At 72.6% G+C, this 21561-nt stretch carries 17 protein-coding genes and 1 tRNA gene; 6 read left to right on the top strand and 12 right to left on the bottom strand.

Annotated elements, in window-relative coordinates; genetic code table 11:
- Positions 1-338: 338 nt before the first annotated feature.
- Both mfd and FZ103_RS14085 read left to right on the top strand, forming a co-directional pair.
- Entirely contained in the window at positions 339-4094 is a 3756-nt protein-coding gene (gene mfd, locus FZ103_RS14080) for a transcription-repair coupling factor (RefSeq protein ID WP_156001599.1), read from the top strand.
- 162 nt (positions 4095-4256) lie between these two features.
- Positions 4257-5492: a phosphotransferase gene (locus tag FZ103_RS14085; RefSeq protein ID WP_156001600.1), complete on the top strand. Its 1236-nt coding sequence runs from the start codon at positions 4257-4259 to the stop codon at positions 5490-5492.
- A 21-nt stretch (positions 5493-5513) separates the two neighbouring features.
- On the opposite strand, the gene cysN is transcribed toward FZ103_RS14085, so the two are convergent.
- From cysN to FZ103_RS14125, 8 genes are all read right to left on the bottom strand, one after another.
- A complete protein-coding gene (cysN, locus tag FZ103_RS14090; RefSeq protein ID WP_156001601.1) occupies positions 5514-6782 on the bottom strand; it encodes a sulfate adenylyltransferase subunit CysN in 1269 nt (422 codons plus the stop codon).
- 41 nt (positions 6783-6823) lie between these two features.
- Positions 6824-7756 carry a sulfate adenylyltransferase subunit CysD gene (gene cysD, locus FZ103_RS14095; protein WP_156001602.1) on the bottom strand — a complete coding sequence of 311 codons (933 nt, stop codon included), beginning with the start codon at positions 7754-7756 and terminating at the stop codon, positions 6824-6826.
- Positions 7757-7803: 47 nt separating this feature from the next.
- Positions 7804-8595: a 3'(2'),5'-bisphosphate nucleotidase CysQ gene (locus FZ103_RS14100; protein WP_343233524.1), complete on the bottom strand. Its 792-nt coding sequence runs from the start codon at positions 8593-8595 to the stop codon at positions 7804-7806.
- A 175-nt stretch (positions 8596-8770) separates the two neighbouring features.
- On the bottom strand, positions 8771-9460 hold the full coding sequence (gene pth / locus FZ103_RS14105; protein ID WP_156001604.1) for an aminoacyl-tRNA hydrolase: 690 nt from the start codon (positions 9458-9460) through the stop codon (positions 8771-8773).
- A 113-nt stretch (positions 9461-9573) separates the two neighbouring features.
- Positions 9574-10248, bottom strand: coding sequence for a 50S ribosomal protein L25/general stress protein Ctc (locus FZ103_RS14110; RefSeq protein WP_186356285.1), 675 nt, complete (start codon positions 10246-10248; stop codon positions 9574-9576).
- 309 nt (positions 10249-10557) lie between these two features.
- Positions 10558-11529, bottom strand: coding sequence for a ribose-phosphate diphosphokinase (locus FZ103_RS14115; protein ID WP_186356286.1), 972 nt, complete (start codon positions 11527-11529; stop codon positions 10558-10560).
- Positions 11530-11559: 30 nt separating this feature from the next.
- Positions 11560-13032: a bifunctional UDP-N-acetylglucosamine diphosphorylase/glucosamine-1-phosphate N-acetyltransferase GlmU gene (gene glmU, locus FZ103_RS14120; RefSeq protein WP_186356287.1), complete on the bottom strand. Its 1473-nt coding sequence runs from the start codon at positions 13030-13032 to the stop codon at positions 11560-11562.
- Between the two features lie 419 nt (positions 13033-13451).
- Positions 13452-13523: transfer RNA gene (locus tag FZ103_RS14125), tRNA-Gln, on the bottom strand.
- Between the two features lie 258 nt (positions 13524-13781).
- Between FZ103_RS14125 and FZ103_RS14130 the strand changes: the two genes are divergently transcribed.
- From FZ103_RS14130 to FZ103_RS14145, 4 genes are all read left to right on the top strand, one after another.
- A complete protein-coding gene (locus FZ103_RS14130; protein ID WP_156001606.1) occupies positions 13782-14747 on the top strand; it encodes an acyl-CoA desaturase in 966 nt (321 codons plus the stop codon).
- A 14-nt stretch (positions 14748-14761) separates the two neighbouring features.
- On the top strand, positions 14762-15427 hold the full coding sequence (locus FZ103_RS14135; protein ID WP_156001607.1) for a TetR/AcrR family transcriptional regulator: 666 nt from the start codon (positions 14762-14764) through the stop codon (positions 15425-15427).
- A 205-nt stretch (positions 15428-15632) separates the two neighbouring features.
- Entirely contained in the window at positions 15633-16121 is a 489-nt protein-coding gene (locus FZ103_RS14140) for a MarR family winged helix-turn-helix transcriptional regulator (protein ID WP_156001608.1), read from the top strand.
- 105 nt (positions 16122-16226) lie between these two features.
- Positions 16227-17273 carry a GDSL-type esterase/lipase family protein gene (locus FZ103_RS14145; protein ID WP_343233525.1) on the top strand — a complete coding sequence of 349 codons (1047 nt, stop codon included), beginning with the start codon at positions 16227-16229 and terminating at the stop codon, positions 17271-17273.
- 97 nt (positions 17274-17370) lie between these two features.
- Here FZ103_RS14145 and FZ103_RS14150 read toward each other — a convergent pair whose 3' ends face one another.
- The 4 genes from FZ103_RS14150 to FZ103_RS14165 all read right to left on the bottom strand — a co-directional run bounded on the left by FZ103_RS14150 (position 17371) and on the right by FZ103_RS14165 (position 21399).
- Positions 17371-17508: a hypothetical protein gene (locus tag FZ103_RS14150; RefSeq protein ID WP_156001610.1), complete on the bottom strand. Its 138-nt coding sequence runs from the start codon at positions 17506-17508 to the stop codon at positions 17371-17373.
- Between the two features lie 364 nt (positions 17509-17872).
- Positions 17873-19657 (bottom strand): ABC-F family ATP-binding cassette domain-containing protein, encoded by a 1785-nt coding sequence (locus FZ103_RS14155; RefSeq protein ID WP_156001611.1) that lies wholly within the window; start codon positions 19655-19657, stop codon positions 17873-17875.
- A 93-nt stretch (positions 19658-19750) separates the two neighbouring features.
- Positions 19751-20650, bottom strand: a complete 900-nt coding sequence (locus FZ103_RS14160; RefSeq protein WP_156001810.1) for a transketolase family protein — start codon at positions 20648-20650, stop codon at positions 19751-19753.
- Between the two features lie 53 nt (positions 20651-20703).
- Positions 20704-21399 (bottom strand): transketolase, encoded by a 696-nt coding sequence (locus FZ103_RS14165; RefSeq protein WP_156001612.1) that lies wholly within the window; start codon positions 21397-21399, stop codon positions 20704-20706.
- Positions 21400-21561 lie beyond the last annotated feature (162 nt).

A 21561-nucleotide genomic window follows, 5' to 3' on the forward strand; every position in this document is an offset into this window, starting at 1 on the left:
GCCCGCCCGATCCGACCGCTCACCCCGCCAAGCACGCGCCGGCGCTCCGCCCGCTGGCGCCGCCTGCCGCCCGGGGCGAAGGAGGGACATGACCTGGGACACACCCCGGATACGCCACTCCGTGCACCCGCGGACGGCGGGCGGCGTAGGCTTGCCCACGGGGAGCAGCCCGCCGATCCGCGGGCCGGGGATCCGGCAGCGACGGCGCGCAGCCGGTGCGCCGCGGCCGGCCGCCGGACCCGCCGGGCGCCCGCTCCCCCGACCGCGCGCCGCACGACGGCCGCGCGCCGCGAAGCACAGCACGGCCGAAACCCTGTCTCAGCCTTCCCTCTGGTGATATGAGCCCTTCCCGCCCGTCGCCCGCCGACGCCCACAAGGGCCACGCTTCGCGTGGCGACAACGCCCAGTCCTCCGCCGCCCCAGGTGGCGGCGGCACCCCGGCGCCTCCCGGCGCCCTCGACGCGCACGCCTCCGGCGGCGCCCTGTCCGGGCTGCTCGCGGTCGTCGCCGAGGACCCCGCTCTCGGCCGGGCGGTCGAGACCGCCCGCGCCGGCCACGACCCCCGGCTCGACCTCGTCGCGCCGCCGTCGCTGCGCCCGCTCGTGATCGCGGCGCTGGCCGCCGATGCCCCTGAGGGCGCGGGGCGGCCGGTGCTGGCGGTCACCGCGACCGAGCGCGAGGCCGGCGACCTCGCCGAGGCGCTGGGCACGCTGCTGCCGGAGAATTCGGTGGCGCTCTTCCCCGCCTGGGAGACCCTGCCGCACGAGCGGCTCTCGCCCCGCTCCGACACTGTCGGCCAGCGGCTCGCCGTGCTGCGACGCCTGGCCCACCCCGATCCCGCCGACCCGCTGACCGCACCGCTGCGTGTCGTGGTGGCACCGGTACGCAGCGTTCTGCAGCCGCTGGTGGCGGGGCTCGGCGAGCTGACCCCGGTGCGCGTGCGCCCGGGCGACGAGGTCGAGCTGGAGGAGCTGGTGCAGTCGCTGGTCGACGCCGGCTACGCCCGCGTCGACCTGGTCGAGAAGCGCGGCGACCTCGCCGTGCGCGGCGGGATCCTCGACGTGTTCCCGCCCACCGAGGAGCACCCGCTGCGCCTGGAGTTCTGGGGCGACCAGATCGAGGAGATCCGCTACTTCCAGGTGGCCGACCAGCGCTCGATCGGCGAGGGCGCCCAGGCCGAGGCCGCCTCCGGGCTGTTCGCTCCGCCGTGCCGCGAGCTGCTGCTGACCGAGCGGGTGCGCGAGCGCGCCCGCGAGCTCGCCCAGCAGTACCCGGCCCTGGCCGAGGTGCTGGACAAGCTCGCCGACGGCGTCTCGGTCGAGGGCATGGAGGCCTTCGCGCCGGTGCTCGCCGACGGGATGGAGCCGCTGTTCGACTACCTGCCCGAAGGCGCGCACATCGTCGGCTGCGATCCCGAGCGCATCCGCACCCGCGCCCTGGAGCTGGAGGCCACCAGCCGCGAGTTCCTGGACGCCTCCTGGATCAGCGCCGCATCGGGCGGCGAGGCACCCATCGACCTGGGCGGCTCGGCCTACAAGTCCATCGCCGAGGTGCGCGCCGACGCCGACGCGCGCGGCCTGCCCTGGTGGTCCATCTCGCCGTTCGACTCCGGCGCCGCCGCGACCGCCCCCGAGGACGCCGCCGACGACGACACCGGCGGCGGCACCGAGCTGGAGCTGGGCGCCGCGGCCGCCGACACCTATCGCGGCGACACCGAGCGCGCGCTGGCCGACGTGAAGTCCTGGCTGCACGACAGCTGGCGCGTGGTGCTGCTGACTCCGGGCCACGGCCCCGCCGAGCGGCTGGTGTCCATGCTGCGCGACGCCGGGCTGGGCGCGCAGCTGCGCCCGGCGCTGGACGCCGCGCCCGAGCCGGCCGTGGCCACGGTCACCACCGGAGTGATCGAGCACGGGTTCGTATGGCGCTCGGTGCGCCTGGTGGTGCTGACCGAGACCGACCTCGCCGGGCAGCGCTCCTCCACCCGCGACATGCGCCGCATGCCCAGCAGGCGCCGCGGCACCGTCGACCCGCTGCAGCTGAAGTCGGGCGACTACGTGGTCCACGAGCAGCACGGCGTGGGCCGCTACATCGAGATGGTCAGCCGCAACATCCAAGGCGCCACCCGCGACTACCTGGTCATCGAGTACGCCCCCACCAAGCGGGGCCAGCCCGGCGACCGGCTGTTCGTGCCCACCGACCAGCTCGACGAGGTCACCCGCTACGTCGGCGGCGAGGCGCCCACCCTGTCCAAGATGGGCGGCGCCGACTGGGCCAAGACCAAGAGCCGCGCCCGCAAGGCCGTCCGCGAGATCGCCGGCGACCTGATCCGGCTCTACAGCGCCCGCCAGGCCTCGCCGGGACACGCGTTCAGCCCCGACACCCCCTGGCAGCGCGAGCTGGAGGACGCCTTCCCCTACGTCGAGACCCCCGACCAGCTCGCCGCGATCGAGGAGGTCAAGCAGGACATGGAGAAGCCGGTTCCGATGGACCGGCTCATCTGCGGCGACGTCGGATACGGCAAGACCGAGGTCGCGGTGCGCGCCGCCTTCAAGGCGGTGCAGGACGGCAAGCAGGTGGCCGTGCTGGTGCCCACCACCCTGCTGGTCCAGCAGCACATGTCCACCTTCTCCGAGCGCTACGCCTCCTTCCCGGTGACCGTCCGGGCCATGTCGCGCTTCCAGACCGACGGCGAGGTCGAGGCCACCCGCGAGGGGCTGCGCAAGGGCGAGATCGACGTCGTGATCGGCACCCACCGGCTGCTCTCCAGCGAGACCAAGTTCAAGAACCTGGGCCTGATCATCATCGACGAGGAGCAGCGCTTCGGCGTCGAGCACAAGGAGACCCTGAAGCGGCTGCGCACGCAGGTCGACGTGCTGGCGATGTCGGCCACGCCCATCCCGCGCACGCTGGAGATGGGCATGACCGGCATCCGGGAGATGACCACCATCCTCACCCCGCCCGAGGAGCGCCACCCGGTGCTCACCTTCGTCGGGCCCTATGAGGAGAAGCAGATCGCCGCCGCCATCCGCCGCGAGCTGATGCGCGAGGGCCAGGTGTTCTTCGTGCACAACCGGGTGGCCTCGATCGACAAGGTCGCGGCGTCGGTCTCACGGCTGGTGCCCGAGGCCCGGGTGGCCTATGCCCACGGGCAGATGAACGAGCAGCAGCTCGAACGCGTGATGATCGACTTCTGGGAGAAGAACTACGACGTCCTGGTCTGCACCACGATCGTGGAGTCCGGCCTGGACGTGCCCAACGCCAACACCCTCATCGTCGACCGCGCCGACACCTACGGCCTGTCCCAGTTGCACCAGCTGCGCGGGCGCGTGGGCCGGGGCCGCGAGCGCGCCTACGCCTATTTCCTGTACCCGCCCGAGAAGCCGCTGAGCGAGACCGCCTACGAGCGGCTGGCCACGGTCTCCCAGCACACCGAGACGGGCGCGGGCATGTACGTCGCCATGAAGGACCTGGAGATCCGCGGCGCCGGCAACATCCTGGGCGCCGAGCAGTCCGGCAGCATCGCCGGCGTCGGGTTCGACCTGTACGTGCGCATGGTCGGCGAGGCCGTTCGCGAGCTCAAGGGCGGCGCCGAGGCGGGCGCGGGCGAGGAGGCCGAGACCAAGGTCGAGCTGCCCATCGACGCCCACATCCCGCATGACTACGTGCCCGGCGAGCGGCTGCGGCTGCAGGCCTACAAGCGCATCGCCGGCGTCGGCAGCGAGGCCGACATCGCCGCCGCGCGCGAGGAGCTGGCCGACCGGTACGGCCCGCCGCCCGAGGCGGTGGACAACCTGCTGGCCGTCGCCCGGTTCCGGGTGCTGGCCAAGAGCGCCGGGCTCACCGACGTCGTACTGCAGGGCAGCCAGATCCGGTTCGCGCCGGTCGAGCTGCGCGAGTCCCAGCGGCTGCGGCTGCGGCGGCTCTACCCCAAGGCGGTCTACAAGGAGCCTGCGCAGACCCTGCTCGTGCCGGCGCCCAAGGCCGGCGGGCTGGGCGGCCGCCAGCTGCGCGACCTGGAGCTGCTGACCTGGTGCCAGGAGCTCGTCGAGGCCGTGCTGGAGCCCGCGAAGAAGGGGGCGGCCGCCTCGGCCTGAGCCCCGCCGGAGAGCGGCCCGCGCGATCGGCCGGGGCCGGGCCGCCGGGCAGAGGGCCGGGCGGTCGCTCGCGTGCGCCCGGCGGCACGATCGGCGGCGGCGCGTGTGGATCCGCCGCCGACACCTCCCCGACGACTACGCTGAGTACTCGGGGGGTGACTGTTGAACGGCGAGACGACGTATCTGACCGGCCTCGCCGAGGTGCTGTGGCCTTGCGGCGGACTGCTGGGGCGCGGCGAGGCGCGGACCCTCCGCCGCGAAGCCTCTCCGGCGGGCGACGGGGACGTCCGCGAGTACCTGCCCGTCCCCTCCGCGCACAATCCGCGGGTGATCCTGCCGGCCGCCAACCGCTACGCCGCCGCCCGGGGCGTCGCCGCCTTCGCTCAGCGGCACTCGCTGCGCGATCGCCTGCGCGCGGCCGGGCTAACCGCGGCCTTCGCGAGCGGGCTGGCGCCGCTGCTGCTGCGCGACCGGCTGCACGTGGGCCCGGGCCGCACCATCGAACACGAGCTGTCGGAGGCGCTGGAGCGCCGGGTCGTCATCGCCGTGCACATCGGCCCGCCGCGGGCCAACCGCAAACCGGTGCTGCTGGTGCTCACCCCGGCGGGGCGGTCGGTGGGCTACGCCAAGCTCGGCGTCAACGAGCTCACCTCCCGCCTGGTGCGCGCCGAGACCCGCGCACTGGCCCTGCTGGCCGAGTCCCGCCTGCCCGACATCACCGTGCCCCGGCTGCTGCACGAGGGCGAGTGGAACGGCCACCCGCTGCTGGTGCAGGACCCGCTCCCGGTCGGCCGCCAGACCGACCGGCCCACACGGCGCCAGCTGCTGCGCTGCGTGGTGCAGATCAGCGCCCTGGAGCCCGTGCGGGTACTGCCGCTGTCGCAGAGCCCGTACCGGTCGGCGCTGGCCGATCGGATCGCCGCACTGGGCGAGCGGCCCGAAAGCGCGCCGCTGCGCGCGTCGCTGGACGCGCTACCCGATGTCCGGCTGCCCTTCGGCGCCTGGCACGGCGACCTCACCCGGTGGAACATCGCCGGTACGCCGCGGCGCGCGTTCGTGTGGGATTGGGAGCGGCTCGCCTTCGGCGTCCCCGTCGGCTTCGACGCGCTCCACTACGAGCTCAACGAGTGCGTGCAGAGCGGCGTGCACCCCGGCGTGCACCGCTGGCTGGACACCGGGGCGCGCCTGCTGCGCGACCCGCTGATCGCCGGCACCGGCCTGCTGCCCGGCACCGAGGCCGCGGTCATGGCCCTCTACCTGATCGACCTGGCCACGCGCTACCTGCACGACCGGCAGGCCGAGGCCGGCGGGAGCCCGGCGGCCGTCGACGACTGGCTGCTGCCGGCCCTGGCCGGACTGCGGGACCGCGCCGCCCGCGAGATCGCAGACCCCGCGTGACCGCCGCGCCCCCGCGCCGGATCACTCCGCCCGGACGATCATCCCGGCACCGACGGTGGTGTTGGTGCCCTCTTCGATCAGGATGAAGCCGCCGGTCAGCCGGTTGTCCTTGTACTCGTCGGCGAACAGCGGCTGGGTGGCGCGCAGGCTCACCCGCCCGATCTCGTTCAGCGCGAGGTCGGAGGCGTCCTCGTCGCGGTGCAGCGTGTTGACGTCCAGCCGGTAGCGCACGTCGCGCACCACCGCCTTGGCTGTGCGGGTGGTGTGCTTGACGACCAGCCGGGAGCGCGGCGTCAGCTTGCGGCTCTCGGCCATCCAGCAGACCATCGCCTCGATGTCCTGGGAGACCTCGGGCTGGTTGTTGGGCCGGCACAGCATGTCGCCGCGCGAGATGTCGATCTCGTCCTCGAGCAGCATGGTCACCGACATCGGCGGGAAGACCTCGTCCAACTCGCCGTCGGCGGTGAGGATCTTGGCGATGCGGGTGGTCAGCCCCGAGGGGAGGTGCATGACCTCGTCGCCCGCCTTGAACACGCCGCCCGCGACCGTCCCCGCGTAGCCGCGGTAGTCGTGCAGCTCGGGGTCGGCGGCGCGCTGCGGCCGGATGACGTACTGCACCGGGAACCGGGCGTCGATCAGGTTCCGGTCGGAGGCGATGTGCACGTTCTCCAGGTGGTGCAGCAGCGACGAGCCGTCGTACCAGGGCATGTTGATGGAGCGGTCCACCACGTTGTCGCCGTGCAGCGCGGAGATCGGGATGAAGGTGAGGTCGTTGACGTCCAGCTTGGTGGCGAACGCCGTGAACTCCTGCTTGATCTCCTCGAAGCGCTCCTGGGAGTAGTCGACGAGGTCCATCTTGTTGACCGCCACCACCAGGTGCGGCACCTGCAGCAGGGTGGTCAGGAAGGCGTGGCGGCGGCTCTGCTCCTGCAGGCCCTTGCGCGCGTCGACCAGGATGACCGCCAGGTCGGAGGTCGATGCCCCGGTGACCATGTTGCGGGTGTACTGGATGTGCCCGGGAGTGTCGGCGATGATGAAGGTCCGCCGCGGCGTCGCGAAGTAGCGGTAGGCGACGTCGATGGTGATGCCCTGCTCGCGCTCGGCGCGCAGGCCGTCGGTGAGCAGCGCCAGGTTGGTCTGCTCCTCGCCGCGGCCGCGGCTGGTGCGCTCCACGGCGTCGAGCTGGTCCTCGAAGATCGACTTGGAGTCGAACAGGAGGCGGCCGATCAGGGTGGACTTTCCGTCGTCGACGGAGCCGGCCGTGGCGAACCGCAGAATGTCTGTACTCATATGCACGCGTTCCAAGGGTGTGGGACAGGAGGCAGGGGGCTTTAGAAGTAGCCCTCGCGCTTGCGGTCTTCCATGGCCGCCTCGCTGGAGCGGTCGTCGGCGCGGGTCTGCCCGCGCTCGGTGATCCGGGTGGCGGCGATCTCGGCCATGATCTCCTCCAGCGTCGTGGCCGAGGAGCGTACCGCTCCGGTGCAGGTCATGTCGCCCACGGTGCGGTAGCGGACGGTGGCCTCGAACAGCTCCTCGTCCTCGCCGCGGTTGATGTAGGGGCTGTCGGAGAGCAGGATCCCGTCGCGCTCGAAGACCGTGCGCTGGTGCGAGTAGTAGATCGCGGGCAGTTCGAGCTGCTCGCGGGCGATGTAGCCCCACACGTCCAGCTCGGTCCAGTTGGACAGCGGGAACACCCGGATGTGCTCGCCCGGGTTGATCATGGTGTTGTACACGTTCCACAGCTCGGGGCGCTGCTGCTTGGGGTCCCACTGCCCGAACTCGTCGCGGAAGGAGAACACGCGCTCCTTGGCGCGGGCCTTCTCCTCGTCGCGCCGGGCACCGCCGAACGCGGCCGTGAAGCCGTGCTCCTCCATGGCCTCCAGCAGCGCCGCGGTCTGCAGCCGGTTGCGGCTGGCCCAGCGGCCCGTGGGCTCGACGACCTTGCCCGCGTCGATCTGCTCCTGCACCGAGGCGACCACGAGCCGCACGCCCGCCTCCGCGAGGCGGCGGTCGCGGAACTCCATCACCTCGGGGAAGTTGTGCCCGGTGTCGACGTGCATCACCGGGAAGGGGATCGCGCCCGGCCAGAAGGCCTTCTCGGCGAGCCGCAGCATGACGAGGGAGTCCTTACCGCCCGAGAAGAGCAGCACGGGCCGCTCGAACTCGGCGGCCACCTCGCGCATGATGTAGATCGCCTCGGCCTCCAGGAAGTCCAGCTGGGACAGCTGGTACCTGCCGAGCGGTGCCGTACTGGCCTGACTCATGAACCCGCCTCACGCTCCTAGGACGCCCACGAGGGGCGGTTGTGGACTCAACCCGCCGCGTGTGGGTCCGCGCCGTCGCGTTCGGCAACGCCGCGGATACTAGCCAACAACATATTCGACAATTCGGGACGGCAGACAAGGATATCCGGGAGCGAGGGATCGGTCCTGTTGTAGGACAGCTCACTGCCGTCGATACGCGAGGTGTGCAGCCCCGCCGCGTGCGCCACCGCCACCGGGGCGGCGCTGTCCCACTCGTACTGCCCGCCGGCGTGCACGTAGATGTCGGCGATGCCCAGCAGCACCGCGCAGATCTTGGCGCCGGCCGAGCCCATGGGAACGATCTCGGCACCCAGCTGGGTGGCCAGGCGCTGCACGAACTCCGGCGGCCGCGTGCGGCTGGTGGTGATGCGCAACCGCTGCTCGGTGGGACGCTCGTCGGGCAGCCACGGGGGGTCGACCGTGGAGACCGTGGTGCCCTGGGCGGGCAGCGACACCGCGCCCGCCGCGAGCTCTCCGTTCTCCCACAGCGCCACGTGCACCGCCCAGTCGGTGCGGCCCGACTCGGCGAACTCCCGGGTGCCGTCGAGCGGGTCGATGATCCACACCCGCCGGGCGCTCAGCCGCGCCTTGTCGTCGGCGCCCTCCTCGGAGAGGACGGCGTCGCTGGGGCGCAGGCGGCCCAGACTGGAGAAGAGGAACTCGTGCGACGTGCGGTCGCCGAGTGTGCGCAGGACCTCGGGCTCGTCGAATCCCTGCCGGGCCCGCAGCCGGAGCAACTGCTGCCCCGCCTCGGTCGCCAGGTCGCGCGCCACTTCGTGATCGTTTCGGATGCTGCTCACCGGCCTTAGTACGCTCCCGCTCCGCGGACAACTGCTGACCATGTCTTCCACAGGATCTGGACGTCCGGGTCGCCGCCCCGTGGGGGCTCCGCCCTGGCGACCATGGTACGGAACCCGCGGACCGGGAACTCCAGAACCCGTTGCCGCAGGCGCCGCCTCCCACTCGCCGCTGGGATCAGGCCGCGGAGTGGAAGGTGTTCTGCGCCTTCTCCAGGCCGTCGGTGAGGACGGTCCCGGCCGCGTCGGCCGCGCGTTCGACGACCACGCCCAGGTCCTTGCGCTCGGCGGCGGAGAAGTCCTTGAGCACGTAGGCGGCCGCGTCCATCCGGCCGGGCGGGCGGCCCACGCCCACGCGCACCCGCAGGTAGCCGGGGTCGGACAGCGAGGAGGTGATCGAGCGCAGGCCGTTGTGCCCGCCCGCGCCGCCTCCGCGCTTGAGCCGCAGCGCGCCGAAGGGGATGTCCAGTTCGTCGTGGACGACGAGGATGCGCTCCAGGGGCACCTTGTAGAAGCGGCTGAGCGCCGCGACGGGCCCGCCGGAGAGGTTCATGTAGGAGCGCGGCTTGGCCAGGACGGCTGGCACGCCCTGGATCCGGGTCTCGGCGACCTCGGCGCGGGACTTGTGGGCCTTGAACCGCTGCCCGCCGCGCTCGGCCAGGGCGTCGGCGACCATGAAGCCGATGTTGTGCCGGTTGCCGGCGTAGGAGGGGCCCGGATTGCCCAGCCCCACCACCAGCCACCGCTCCGTCTCGACCGGGGCCACCTCACCGCTCCGATTCTCGGCCGGCGCCGCCGCGGGATCCGCGGCCGCGCCGGAGGACGGCGCCGCGCCGCCGGGCAGGATCCGCCGCAGGAGAGCGCGCATCGCCGTCCGCCATCCGTTCCTGGGGTCGCGCGCCGTGCGCCCGCGGGCGCACGGCGCACCGGGTCGGCCGGTGCGCCCGCTCCGAGCGGGCGCACCGGCCGGCCGCCGGTCGCCTACTGCGAGGAGGAGGACTCGCCCTCGCCGGACCCGCCGTGCTCCTCGGCCTGGCCCGCCTCTTCGGCGGCTTCCTCGGCCGCCTCAGCGGCGACGTCGGCCTCGGCCGTCTCCAGCGCCTCGACCTCCTCGTCGCTGCGCTCGGGGGCGATCGTCAGCACGGTGGCCTCGGGGTCGGTCACCAGCTCGGTGCCCCGCGGCAGGTTCAGGTCGCCGGCCGTGACGTGGGCACCCACCTCCAGGCCCTCGACGCTGTGCTCGACGCCCTCGGGGATGTGGGTGGCCTCGGTCTGGACCTCGACGGTGACCAGCTCCTGGTAGAGCACGCCGCCCGGCGCGATGTCGCCGGTCAGCGTCACCGAGATCTCGACGTTGACCTTCTCGCCCTTCTTCACCACGATCAGGTCGACGTGCTCCAGGAAGCCCTTGATCGGGTCGCGCTGGACGCTCTTGGGCAGCGCCAGGTTGTCGGAGCCGGAGAGGCCGTCGACGCGCAGGAGCACGTTCGGGGTCTTCAGGGCCAGCATCAGCTCGTGGCCCGGCAGGGTGATGTGGCGAGGGTCGGTGCCGTGGCCGTAGAGGACGGCCGGCACCTTACCCGCGCGGCGGACGCGCCGTGCGGCGCCCTTGCCGAATTCCGTGCGCGGCTCGGCAGCGATGCGTACCTCGGACACGACAAAACTCCTCGGGATCGTCCCCGCTGGGCGGGGAACACGACTTCTGTAAAAACGGCTCCCGCGTAGACGGCGACGTCCTCAGGGCGCTGCCTGCCGACGGCGGGAGCGGACCGCGTGGAGCGCACCCGCCCGGGCGCGAATACTCGCCGACGGCGCCGCACCGGCCGCGGCGGTGCGGCCACATGTCCGTTGATGCCAACCCGTTCCAGCGGGAGCTGGGGACACCCGACCCAGTCTAATGGCTCCGCCGGGCCCCTCGGACCGCGGGCGGCGGGCGCGACCGGCGCGCCCGCCGAAACGGGCGCCTCAGCCCTCGAACAGGCTCGTGACCGAACCGTCGCTGAAGACCTCGCTGATGGCGCGCGCCAGCAGCGGGGCGATGGACAGCTGGGTGAGCTTCTCGAACTGGCGGTCCTTGGGCACCGGCAGCGAGTTGGTGGTCACCACCTCGGAGATGCGCGAGTTCTGCAGCCGCTCGGCGGCCGGGCCCGACAGCACGCCGTGCGTGGCCGCCGCGATGACCTCGCGGGCGCCCTGCTCGAACAGCGCGTCGGCCGCCTTGACGATGGTCCCCGCCGTGTCGATCATGTCGTCGACCAGCACGCAGGTGCGGTCGCGCACCTGGCCGACCACCTCGTGCACCTTGACCTCGTTGGCCTCGTCGGGGTCGCGCCGCTTGTGGATGATCGCCAGCGGCGCGCCCATCCGGTCTGCCCAGCGGTCGGCGGTGCGCACCCGGCCGGCGTCGGGCGAGACGACCGTCGCCTCGGTCCCGCTCACCCGCGACTGCACGTAGTCGGCCAGCAGCGGCAGCGCGAAGAGGTGGTCAACCGGACCGTCGAAGAAGCCCTGGATCTGGTCGGTGTGCAGATCGACCGCCATCAGCCGGTTGGCGCCCGCGGTGCGGAACAGGTCGGTCATCAGCCGCGCCGATATGGGCTCGCGGCCGCGGTGCTTCTTGTCCTGGCGGGCATAGCCCAGGAACGGGGTCACGACGGAGATGCGCTTGGCCGAGGCCCGCTTGAGAGCGTCGACCATGATCAGCTGCTCCATGATCGACTCGTTGATCGGGTCGGAGTGGCACTGCAGCACGAAGGCGTCGCACCCGCGCACCGACTCCAGGTAGCGCACGAAGATCTCGCCGTTGGCGAAGTCCTGGAACTTCGTCGGCGCGACCTCGATGCCGAGCTGATCGGCCACCTGCTCCGCCAGTTCGGGGTGCGTGCGCCCCCCGAACAGCATGAGCTTCTTCTGACCCGCGGCCTTCATGCCGGTCACTTCAGAGATCCCCCACAGACACTGACGCAGTCACTCTTCATCGCGGCGCTCGGCGGGCTCGGACCGCCCGCCCTGCGCCCGTTCGGCCGCCTCGGCGGCGGCCGTGCCGGGGCGCTTGCGCCCGACCCAGCCCTCGATGTTGCGCTGCTTTCCGGCCGAGACCGCCAGCGCACCGGGCGGGACGTCTTCGCGGACCACGGTGCCGGCACCGGTGTAGGCACCGTCGCCCACGTGCACGGGCGCGACGAAGGTGTTGTCGCTGCCGGTCCGGGCGTGATCGCCGATGGTGGTGCGGTTCTTGCTGACACCGTTGTAGTTGACGAACACCGAGGAGGCGCCGATGTTGACGCCCGCGCCGATGTCGGCGTCGCCCACGTAGGTCAGGTGCGGAACCTTGGAGCCTTCGCCGACGACGGAGTTCTTCACCTCGACGAACGCACCGATCTTCGCGCCCGGCTCGATGACGGTGCCGGGGCGCAGATAGGCGTAGGGGCCGATAGAGGCGCCGGGGCCGATCTCGGCGTCGTCGGCGACCACGTGGCGCACGACGGCCTCGGCGCCGACCCGCGTGGTGTCGAGGCGGCAGCCCGGTCCCACCACCGCGCCCTCGTCGACGCTGGTGCGGCCCAGCAACTGGGTCTGCGGCTCCACGACGGAGTCGGGGCCGATCTCGACTTCGGCGTCGATCCAGGTCGAGGCGGGGTCGACGATGGTGACCCCGGCGCGCATGTGCTCGGCCAGCAGCCGGTCGTTGAGCAGCCGCCGCGCCTCGGCCAGCTGGAGGCGGTCGTTGACGCCCTGGATCTCGGTCCATTCGCGGGCGAGCGAGGCGCCGACGCGGTGGCCGTCGCCGCGCAGGATCGCCACGGCGTCGGTGATGTACTCCTCGCCCTTGGCGTTGTCGGTGGACAGGCGCTGCACGACCGAGGCAAGGTGCGCGCCGTCGAAGGCGTACATGCCGGAGTTGATCTCGTCGACGGCCCGCTGCTCGGCGGTGGCGTCGGCGTGCTCGACGATGGAGGTGAACTCCCCGGAGGCGTCGCGCAGGACCCGGCCGTAGCCGGCGGGCTCGGGCACCTCGGCGGAGAGCACGGTGACGGCGTTGCCGGCGGACTCGTGGGCCTCGACCAGGTCGGCGAGGGTGCGCCCGCGCAGCAGCGGCGTGTCGCCGTAGGCCAGGACCACGGTTCCCGATAGGGAGACGCCCTGGGCGGCCAGTTCCTCCACGGCCATGCGAACGGCGTGGCCGGTGCCGTTCTGCTGCTCCTGGACGGCGGTGGAGACGGCGGGCGCGGTGTCCTTGAGGTGCTGGACGACCCGCTCGCGGGCGTGCCCGACGACCACGACGGTGCGCTCGGGCCCGAGCTCGTCGGCCGCGGCCAGCACGTGGCCGAGCATGCTGCGGCCGCAGATCTCGTGCAGGACCTTGGGAAGCCGGGACTTCATTCGGGTGCCCTCGCCCGCCGCTAGGACGATGACGGCAGCCGGACGGCTCACGCTCACTGGCGGAGACTCCTCATGTCGCTGGCGGATGCGGATGATCCCCGCGCCGGCGGCGGCGCGGGCGGGTGGCGCGGACGCGGCGCGGCCCGAGCCCCCGCGGGCGAGGCGGGGTAGACGCGACGTGTCCGTTCGGCTGACGGCACCTGACGGAATCGCGAACAGCACGTGCAGGGCCGACATGGGAAGGATACATGTGGCCCTTGTTCGGCGCGGCTGCGGAGGTCGCACCCGCGCCGCGCGTCACAGGGCGCGCACCGCGCCGCCGAGCCCGGTGCGGCGGGTGCGTTCGGCGCTGTGCCGGGGGGCGCGGCGCAGCGGCGGGTGTGACATACCCGATGAGCGCCGGGGATCCCGGCGGCACGGCGTCTCAGCGGCGGGGACCGCCGCGGCCGCGGCGTGCGGCCCCTGCCCTAGCACGGCTCCCGGGGAAGGATTCGAACCCTCACCTCAAGGCACCAAAAGCCTGTGTCCTGCCATTAGACCACCCGGGATGGACGGTGCCGCCGCCTGCGGAGGGCGACGCGGCCCGCAGGCCAACGATAGCGGCTCCGCCGCCGCGTCGGCACATCCGCGCCTGTGCTCGGCGGCGGGGCCGCGATCGGTTCCCGGCTTTCCTTGGAACTTACGAGGCCGTAGGTTACGGTTACGTAGGTGAAGGTTAGGGGTTCCGGTGAACGACCTGCGGTCGTGCGGCCGGGGATCCACTCCGCGCCGATTTCCGCAGTAAGGCCCACGAACAAGGTGGACATATGACCGCAGCACCGGAGATGACGCCCACTCAGGCGACCAAGCGCACGCCCGAACCCGAACTCGACCCCGAGGGCCGCGGCAGGGTCGAGCGCTACACGGTCTTCGCGTTCGTCTTCATCCCGCTCCTGGCGCTGGCCGCGGCCGTGCCCTTCGCTTGGGGGTGGGGGCTCACGCTGACCGACATCGCGATCGGCGCGGCCTTCTACATCGTCAGCGGCCTGGGGATCACGGTCGGCTACCACCGGCACTTCACCCACGGCTCCTTCAAGGCCAACCGCCCGCTGCGCATCGCGCTGGCGATCGCCGGGAGCCTGGCCATCCAGGGCGCCGTCATCAAGTGGGTGGCCGACCACCGGCGCCACCACAAGTACGCCGACGCCGAGGGCGACCCGCACTCCCCGTGGCGCTTCGGCGACGACTGGCGCTCGGTGGCCAAGGGCCTGTACTACGCGCACATGGCCTGGCTCTACCTCGACGAGGAGAAGACCTCGCCCAAGCGGTTCGCGCCCGACCTGCTCAAGGACCGCGACATCCGCCGCGTCGACAACTGGTTCGGCCCGATCGTGGCGTTCTCGCTGCTGGGCCCCGCGCTGATCGGCGGCCTGGCCACCATGTCCTGGTGGGGCGCGCTCACCGCGTTCTTCTGGGCCGGCCTGGTGCGGGTCGCGCTGCTGCACCACGTCACCTGGTCGATCAACTCCATCTGCCACACCATCGGCGAGGAGAACTTCGAGGTCCGCGACCGCTCGCGCAACGTGTGGTGGCTGGCCATCCCGTCCTTCGGCGAGTCCTGGCACAACCTGCACCACGCCGACCCCACCTGCGCGCGGCACGGCGTGCTCAAGGGCCAGATCGACATCTCCGCACGCGTCATCTGGATCTTCGAGAAGCTCGGCTGGGCGAGCAAGGTCCGGTGGCCCAACACCGAGCGCCTGGCCGCCAAACGCGTCGGCGCTGACAGTTAGAGTGAGTTTCCATCATGGGAGCGGTCAGCGAGAGCGAGCAGCAGACACGGTCGCGCCGCAGGCGCATGACCGGCAAACAGCGCCGGGAGCAGCTCCTGGACATCGGACGCGAGCTCTTCGCCGAGCGCGGCTTCGACGCCACGTCGGTCGAGGAGATCGCGGCGCGGGCGGGCGTGTCCAAGCCCGTCGTCTACGAGCACTTCGGCGGTAAAGAGGGCGTCTACGCGGTCGTCGTCGACCGCGAGATGCAGACTCTGCTGGGTATGATCGCCGACTCGCTGACCGCGGACACCCCGCGCGGCAAGATCGAGAACGCGGCCCTGGCGCTGCTGCGCTACGTCGAGGAGTACAGCCAGGGCTTCCGCATCCTGGCGCGCGACTCCCACGCCGCCTCGGGCACCGGCAGCTTCGCCAGCCTGATCAGCGACATCGCAACACAGGTCGAGCACATCCTGGCCGAGGAGTTCCGCGCCCGCGGCTACGATCCCAAGCTCGCCCCGATGTACGCGCAGTCGCTGGTGGGCATGGTGGCCCTGACCGGCCAGTGGTGGCTGGAGGTCCGCAAGCCCAAACGCGAGATCGTGGCCGCCCACCTGGTCAACCTGGCCTGGAACGGGCTGTCCAACCTGGAGTCCCGGCCCCGGCTCGACCACGGCCGGCGCGGGCGGGGAGACGGCTAGGTCCGTGCCCGAGAACGGCGGGGGCGCTGCTTCCCAGGAACCCGCCGGGTACCACCCGACTTCTTGAACAGGACCAGCCGGACCGTGGGTGTCCGCCCGGACCGGGCGGCCGGCGCCGACCGGTCCACTGCACGGCCCCGTGCGGAGGCACCCCGCTTCCGCACGGGGCCGTGGCTATCTTGATATCAAGAGATATGCTGAGCGCATGCGTGATGAGGTCGACGGTCTGGTCGAGGCGTGGCGCGCCGAGCGCCCCGATCTCGACATCGAGCCCCTTCAGGTGCTCAGCCGGGTCTCCCGACTGGCCCGGCACCTGGACCGCGCGCGCCGCGCCGTCTTCACCGAGCACGAGCTGGAGCCCTGGGAGTTCGACGTCCTGGCCGAACTGCGCCGCTCGGGCCCGCCCTACGAGCTCAGCCCCGGGCGGCTGCTGCGAGCCACGCTGGTCACCTCCGGAACCATGACCAACCGCATCGACCGGCTGGCCGCCGCCGGCCTGGTCCGCCGCGGCCCCGACCCCGCCGACAAGCGCGGGGTGCTGGTGCGCCTCACCCCCGAGGGGCGCGAGCGCGTCGACGCCGCGCTGGCGGCCCTCCTCAGCTACGAGGAGTCCCTGCTGGCCGGCCTCACCCGCAAGGACCGCCAGGCACTGGCGGGCCTGCTCCGATCGGTGCTGTCCCCCCTCGACGACTAGCCGCCGCATCGGCCACTCTTGTTACCCGGCGGTATCCGCCCCGTTCTCACCGGGATGCCGCCTGTGGCGCGGCCGGTTCCGGGGGCGAGAGACGGAGTTGACGACGTGGACAACCGCTGGTGTTCGGCCGCCGCAGCGGCGGCGGCCCTGGCCCTTGCAGGCACGCTGACGGCCTGCTCCTCCGACGGCGGGCAGGAGGCCGCCCGCAAGCGCTTCTACGTCTCGCTCGGCGATTCGCTGGCCGTGGGCGTGCAGCCGCGGGCCGACGGCACGCCCGAGCAGACGTCGCAGGGCTACCCCGACGCGCTTTACCGCATCCTCTACGACCGCGACTCCACGCTCGCCCACAAGCGGCTGGGATGCGGCGGCGAGGACACCACATCGTTCGTCCACGGCAACCTGGAGCGCTGCGCGGAGCGCTACGAGGAGGGCTCGCAGCTGGCCCAGGCCGAGCGGTTCCTCCGGCGCAACCGCGCGCACACGTCCCTGGTGACGGTGGGAATCGGCGCCAACAACTTCACCGGCTGCGTCCTCGACGGGGCGCAGGGCACCGATGGCGCGCAGGAGTCCGACGGGGAGGGCTCCGGCCACGGCGACTCGGACGCCGCCTCCGGGAGCGGGCCCGAGCCGGCGCAGCGCCTGGAGGTGGACCGCGAGTGCGTCGACAAGGGCATGCGGCGCCTCCGCGCGGAGATGCCGGTCATCGCCGCGCGGCTGCGCGACGCGGCAGGCCCCGACGTGCAGATCATCGGCATGAATTACTACAACCCCTTCCTGGCGGCCCTGCTGCTGGAGGACGGCGCCGCCGGCGGCGGGTCGCCGGGCGAGGGCGCGCAGAGCGGCGGGGAATCGGGCGGCGGCGGCGCGCAAAGCGAGCTGGTCGACTACGCCACGGGCGTCTTCACCGAGATGAACGCGGTCATCACCGAGTCCTACACCGAGGCCGGCATCGACGTCGCCGACGTGGCCGAGGCGTTCCAGTCCTCCGACTCCGAGGTCCCCGAGGACAGCGAAACCGGCATGCCGACCAATGTCCAGCGCATCTGCGACTACACCTGGATGTGCAACACCGCCCGCGGCCCCGACATCCACACCAACCAGGCGGGCGCCACCGAAATCGCCGAGACCTTCGCCGAACAGGTGAAGGCCTAGCGCCGACCGGAAAGCCGCGGCGGCGAGGCGCAGGTTCCTGCCCCGGCCGGCGTCCCTCCGGGCGCTCCGGCCTTCTCGGACACGGCGCGGGCGAGGATCAGGCCGCGGGCCCGGCCGCCCTTTGGCCCACTCCGCACACCATCGCGCCCGCGAGGTCGCGGACCGCTACCGGGTCGATCCGGTCGGCGGGTCGGGCGAGGAGGGCGAACAGCGCGCCGTTGTAGAGGGCGCTCACCGTCGGGACGCCGGACCGCGGCACCGGCGTGCCCTTCGCGATGCGCAGCCGCCGGCGGGAAGCCGATGCCGGCTCCTGCCTCGACCTCGGCTGCGACCTGGCCGAACTCTGCGGAGGGGACTGCCACGAGGGCGTCCCCCGCACCCGGCACGACTGCTGCGATCCGGAGAACGACCACGATCCGGCCGACTGTTCCGGCGCTTCGGTCATCGCCGGCAACGACAGCGACCTGCTCTCCTTGGGGCGGCGTCGGGGGGGGAAGGGCAGAGCCATCTTGTCGCCCGCCGAATTCACCAAACGGGCCGAAGTCGCGGTGCGGAGACCGTAAGCCGCTGCGCTCTCGGGCCGCCGGGCCGGCTCCGGATCAGTCGCTGATCTTCTCGGCCTCGGCGAGCCAGAGTTCTTCGAGTTCCTCCTTTTCGGCCTGGAGGGTCTTGAGTTCGGCGTCGAGTTCGGCGAGGCGGGCGTAGTCGTCTGCGGCTTGGGCCATCTGCTCGTGCAGTTCGGCCTCGCGGGTGCCGATGCGGTCCAGGCGGCGCTCGATGCGCTGAGCCTCCTTCTGCACGGCGCGGCGCTCGGCCGCCGACAGCGCCGGGGCCTCCTCGGGCTCGGCGGGGGCTCCCGGCTCGGGGCCGCGCCCCGGCACGGTGGCGCCGGAGTCGCTCTGGCGCGCGCGGCGCTGCAGGTACTCCTCGACTCCGCCCGGCAGGAAGAGCAGGTCGCCGTCGCCCATCAGCGCCATCACGCGGTCGCAGATGCGCTCCAGGAAGTAGCGGTCGTGGCTGACCACCACCAGCGAACCCGGCCAGCCGTCGAGCAGGTCCTCCAGCTCGGTGAGGGTCTCGATGTCGAGGTCGTTGGTGGGCTCGTCGAGCAGCAGCACGTTGGGCTCGTTCATCAGCAGCCGCAGCAGCTGCAGCCGCCGCCGCTCGCCGCCGGAGAGGTCGCCGATGGGGGTCCACTGGCGCTCGCCGCGGAACCCGAAGCGCTCCAGCATCTGGCTGGCGGTGAACTCCCGGCCGCCGATCGAGATGTGCCGGCGCACCTCCTCGACCGCCTGCAGCGGCCTGCGGTCCGGCGCCAGCTCGGCCAGGCTCTGCGACAGGTGGGCGAGATTGACCGTCTTGCCGTGGCGCACCCGCCCGCCGTCGGGCTCGCGCTCGCCCGCCAGCGCCCGCAGCAGCGTGGTCTTGCCCGAGCCGTTCACGCCCACGAGTCCGATCCGGTCGCCCGGTCCCAGCTGCCAGTTCAGGCGGTCGATGAGCACCGTGTCGTCGGCGGTGAGGGTGAGGTCGTCGGTGTCGATGACCGTCTTGCCCAGGCGGGAGCTGGCGAAGCGCACCAGCTCGACGGTGTTGCGCGGCGGCGGTTCGCCGGCGATCAGGGCGTTGGCGGCCTCGATGCGGAACTTGGGCTTGGAGGTGCGGGCGGGCGGGCCGCGGCGCAGCCAGGCCAGCTCCTTGCGCATCAGGTTCTGGCGCCGCTCCTCGGCCGCGGCGGCCAGCCGCTCGCGCTCGGCCTTGGCCAGCACGTAGGCCGCGTAGCCGCCCTCGTAGCGCTCGACGCGGCCGTCGACGACCTCCCAGGTGCGGTTGGTGACGGCGTCGAGGAACCACCGGTCGTGGGTGACGACGGTGAGCGCCTCGCGGCGGCCGCGCAGGTGCTCGGCCAGCCACGCGATGGCCTCGATGTCCAGGTGGTTGGTCGGCTCGTCCAGGACGACGAGGTCGTGGCTGTCGATCAGCAGCCGCGCCAGCGCCGCGCGGCGGCGCTCGCCGCCGGAGAGCGTGGCCATGGGCGCATCGAGGTCCCACCCGGCCAGCAGGCCGCGCAGCACGTCGCGCACCCGGGCGTCGCCCGCCCACTCGTGTTCGGCGAGGTCGCCCAGGACGAACCCGCCGACGGTGGCCTCGGGGTAGGTGTCGCGCTGCTGAAGGAACCCGATGCGCAGGCCGCGGCTGTGCACCACCCGGCCGGAGTCGGGTGCGGTGCGGCCCGACAGGACCGAGACCAGGGTCGATTTGCCGCCGCCGTTGCGCCCGACCACGCCGATGCGGTCGCCTTCGTCGACGCCGAGGGAGACCCTGTCGAGCAGCACGAGCGGGCCGTACGCCAGGGACACGTCTTGCAGGTTCACGAGATTCGTCATCGTGCAATCCATTGTGGTGGCCCGCGGAGGCTGCCGCGACCAGTGTCCACAGCGGCCGGGCCGGCCCCGCCCCCGTCCGGGCGGGGCCGGGGATCACACGAGGAAGAAGTCGCGCGCCCGGGCGGCGATGCCCGCGGTGTCCAGCCCGTGGGCGCGGTCGTGGTCGGCTGGGGTTCCGTAGCCGCGCACCTCGGTGTCCCGGCGCACGCCGAGCGAGCACTGGCGGTGGCGGCGGTCGCCCAGCGCCGCGGCGACCTCGTGCGCCGAGGTCCCTTCCAGGTAGGGCTCGACCACGAGCACGTCGGCCTGTCCGGCCCCCGCCGCCAGCCGGCTCAGCCCGTCGCGGTCGAACGGGCGCACGGTGGCGGCGTAGGCGACGGTCACGTCGAGGTCCGCGGTGGCGGCCAGCACCCGGTCCAGCATGGGGCCGACGGCGACCACCACGCCGCTGGAGCGCCCCGACCCCGACCGGACGATCTCCAGCCCCGGCCCGACCGGCCGGGCGGCGGCGTTGCCGCGCTCGCTGAGCCGGATGTAGACGTTGCCGTCCTGGCGCAGCGCCGAATCCAGCAGCGGTACGACCTCGGCGGCGTGGCCGGGCACGTGCACGGTCCAGTCGGGCAGCGAGTCCAGCACCGCGACGTCGCCGGGCGCCATGTGGGTGCGGCCGTAGTAGGAGCCGTCGTAGGAGGCTCCGGAGCTGACCAGCACCGCACCCGCCCCCTGGTGGCCGAGGTCGAGCTTGACCTGCTCGAAGGGGCGCTCGACGAGGAACGGCGCGAAGGTGTGGACGACGGGGCGCATGCCGGTCAGCGCCAGGCCTCCGGCCACCCCGATCATCAGCTGCTCGCGGATGCCGAGGTTGACGACGCGGTCGGGGTGGCGCCGGGCGGCCGCCGCGAAGCGGTCCGAGGAGATGTCGGCCAGCACGACGGCCAACCGCGGATCGGCGTCCAGAGCGGCGCTGACGTGGTCGGTGAACGTCTCGCGCATCGGCTGCGCGACCACGGGCGCGGCCTGCTCAATCGGTGCGGCGGTCATGGCGGTCATCCCTTCGGGCGGACGCGGGCGACCACGGCGAGCGGCCGCCCGGGGTGCGGGTCGGTGAGTGCGTCGTAGAGGGCGGGCTGGTCGCGGCCGGGCGCGGAACGGGCCTCCCAGCCCTCCTGGGCGAAGCGTCCGCCGATCCCGCCGGGCCATCCGTGGGTGGCGGAATCGTTGTCGACGACGACGGCGGTGAGGTTGTCCAGGCCCAGGCGGCCCGCGGCGGCGATTGCCTCGTGGTTGCTGCCCTCGTCGAGTTCGCCGTCGCCCAGGAGCACGAACACGCGCGGGCGGGTGCGGCCCTGGGCGCGCAACCCCATTGCCGTGCCCACGCCCAGGCCCAGGCCGTGGCCGAGCGACCCGCTGCTGATCTCCACGCCGGGAACCAGCACCCGGTCGGGGTGGTGGCCCAGCGGTGAGTCGAACTCGGCCCAGTTCCGCAGGGTCGCCAGGTCGATGAATCCCTTCGCGGCCAGCACGGCGTAGTAGGGCATCGGGCCGTGCCCCTTGGACAGCAGGAACCTGTCGCGGTCGGGGTCGTCGGCGGTCTCGGGAGAGACGTCGAGGACCCGGTCGTAGAGGACCCACAGCACCTCGCGGGTCGACTCGGCCGCGATCTGGTGCTTCTCGTCCCCGGTCATGAGCCCGATCAAAGCGGGCAGGTCGGCGTATCTGGTCAGTGGCGGTGCTGTCGTCATGGCCCAAGCCTCATACTTCAACCGAAGTTGAGGTCAATACCCCGCCGGCCCGGACCCAAGAGGCGCAGCGCCCTCTGGACCGACGAGCCCGCGGAGCGAGCCCTGAGCGGGTGTGCGGGGTGCGGCGCCGTCTGGACTGACGAGCGAGGAGCGAGGCCCTGA

Source organism: Streptomonospora sp. PA3, from assembly GCF_009728995.1.
GTDB lineage: Bacteria > Actinomycetota > Actinomycetes > Streptosporangiales > Streptosporangiaceae > Streptomonospora.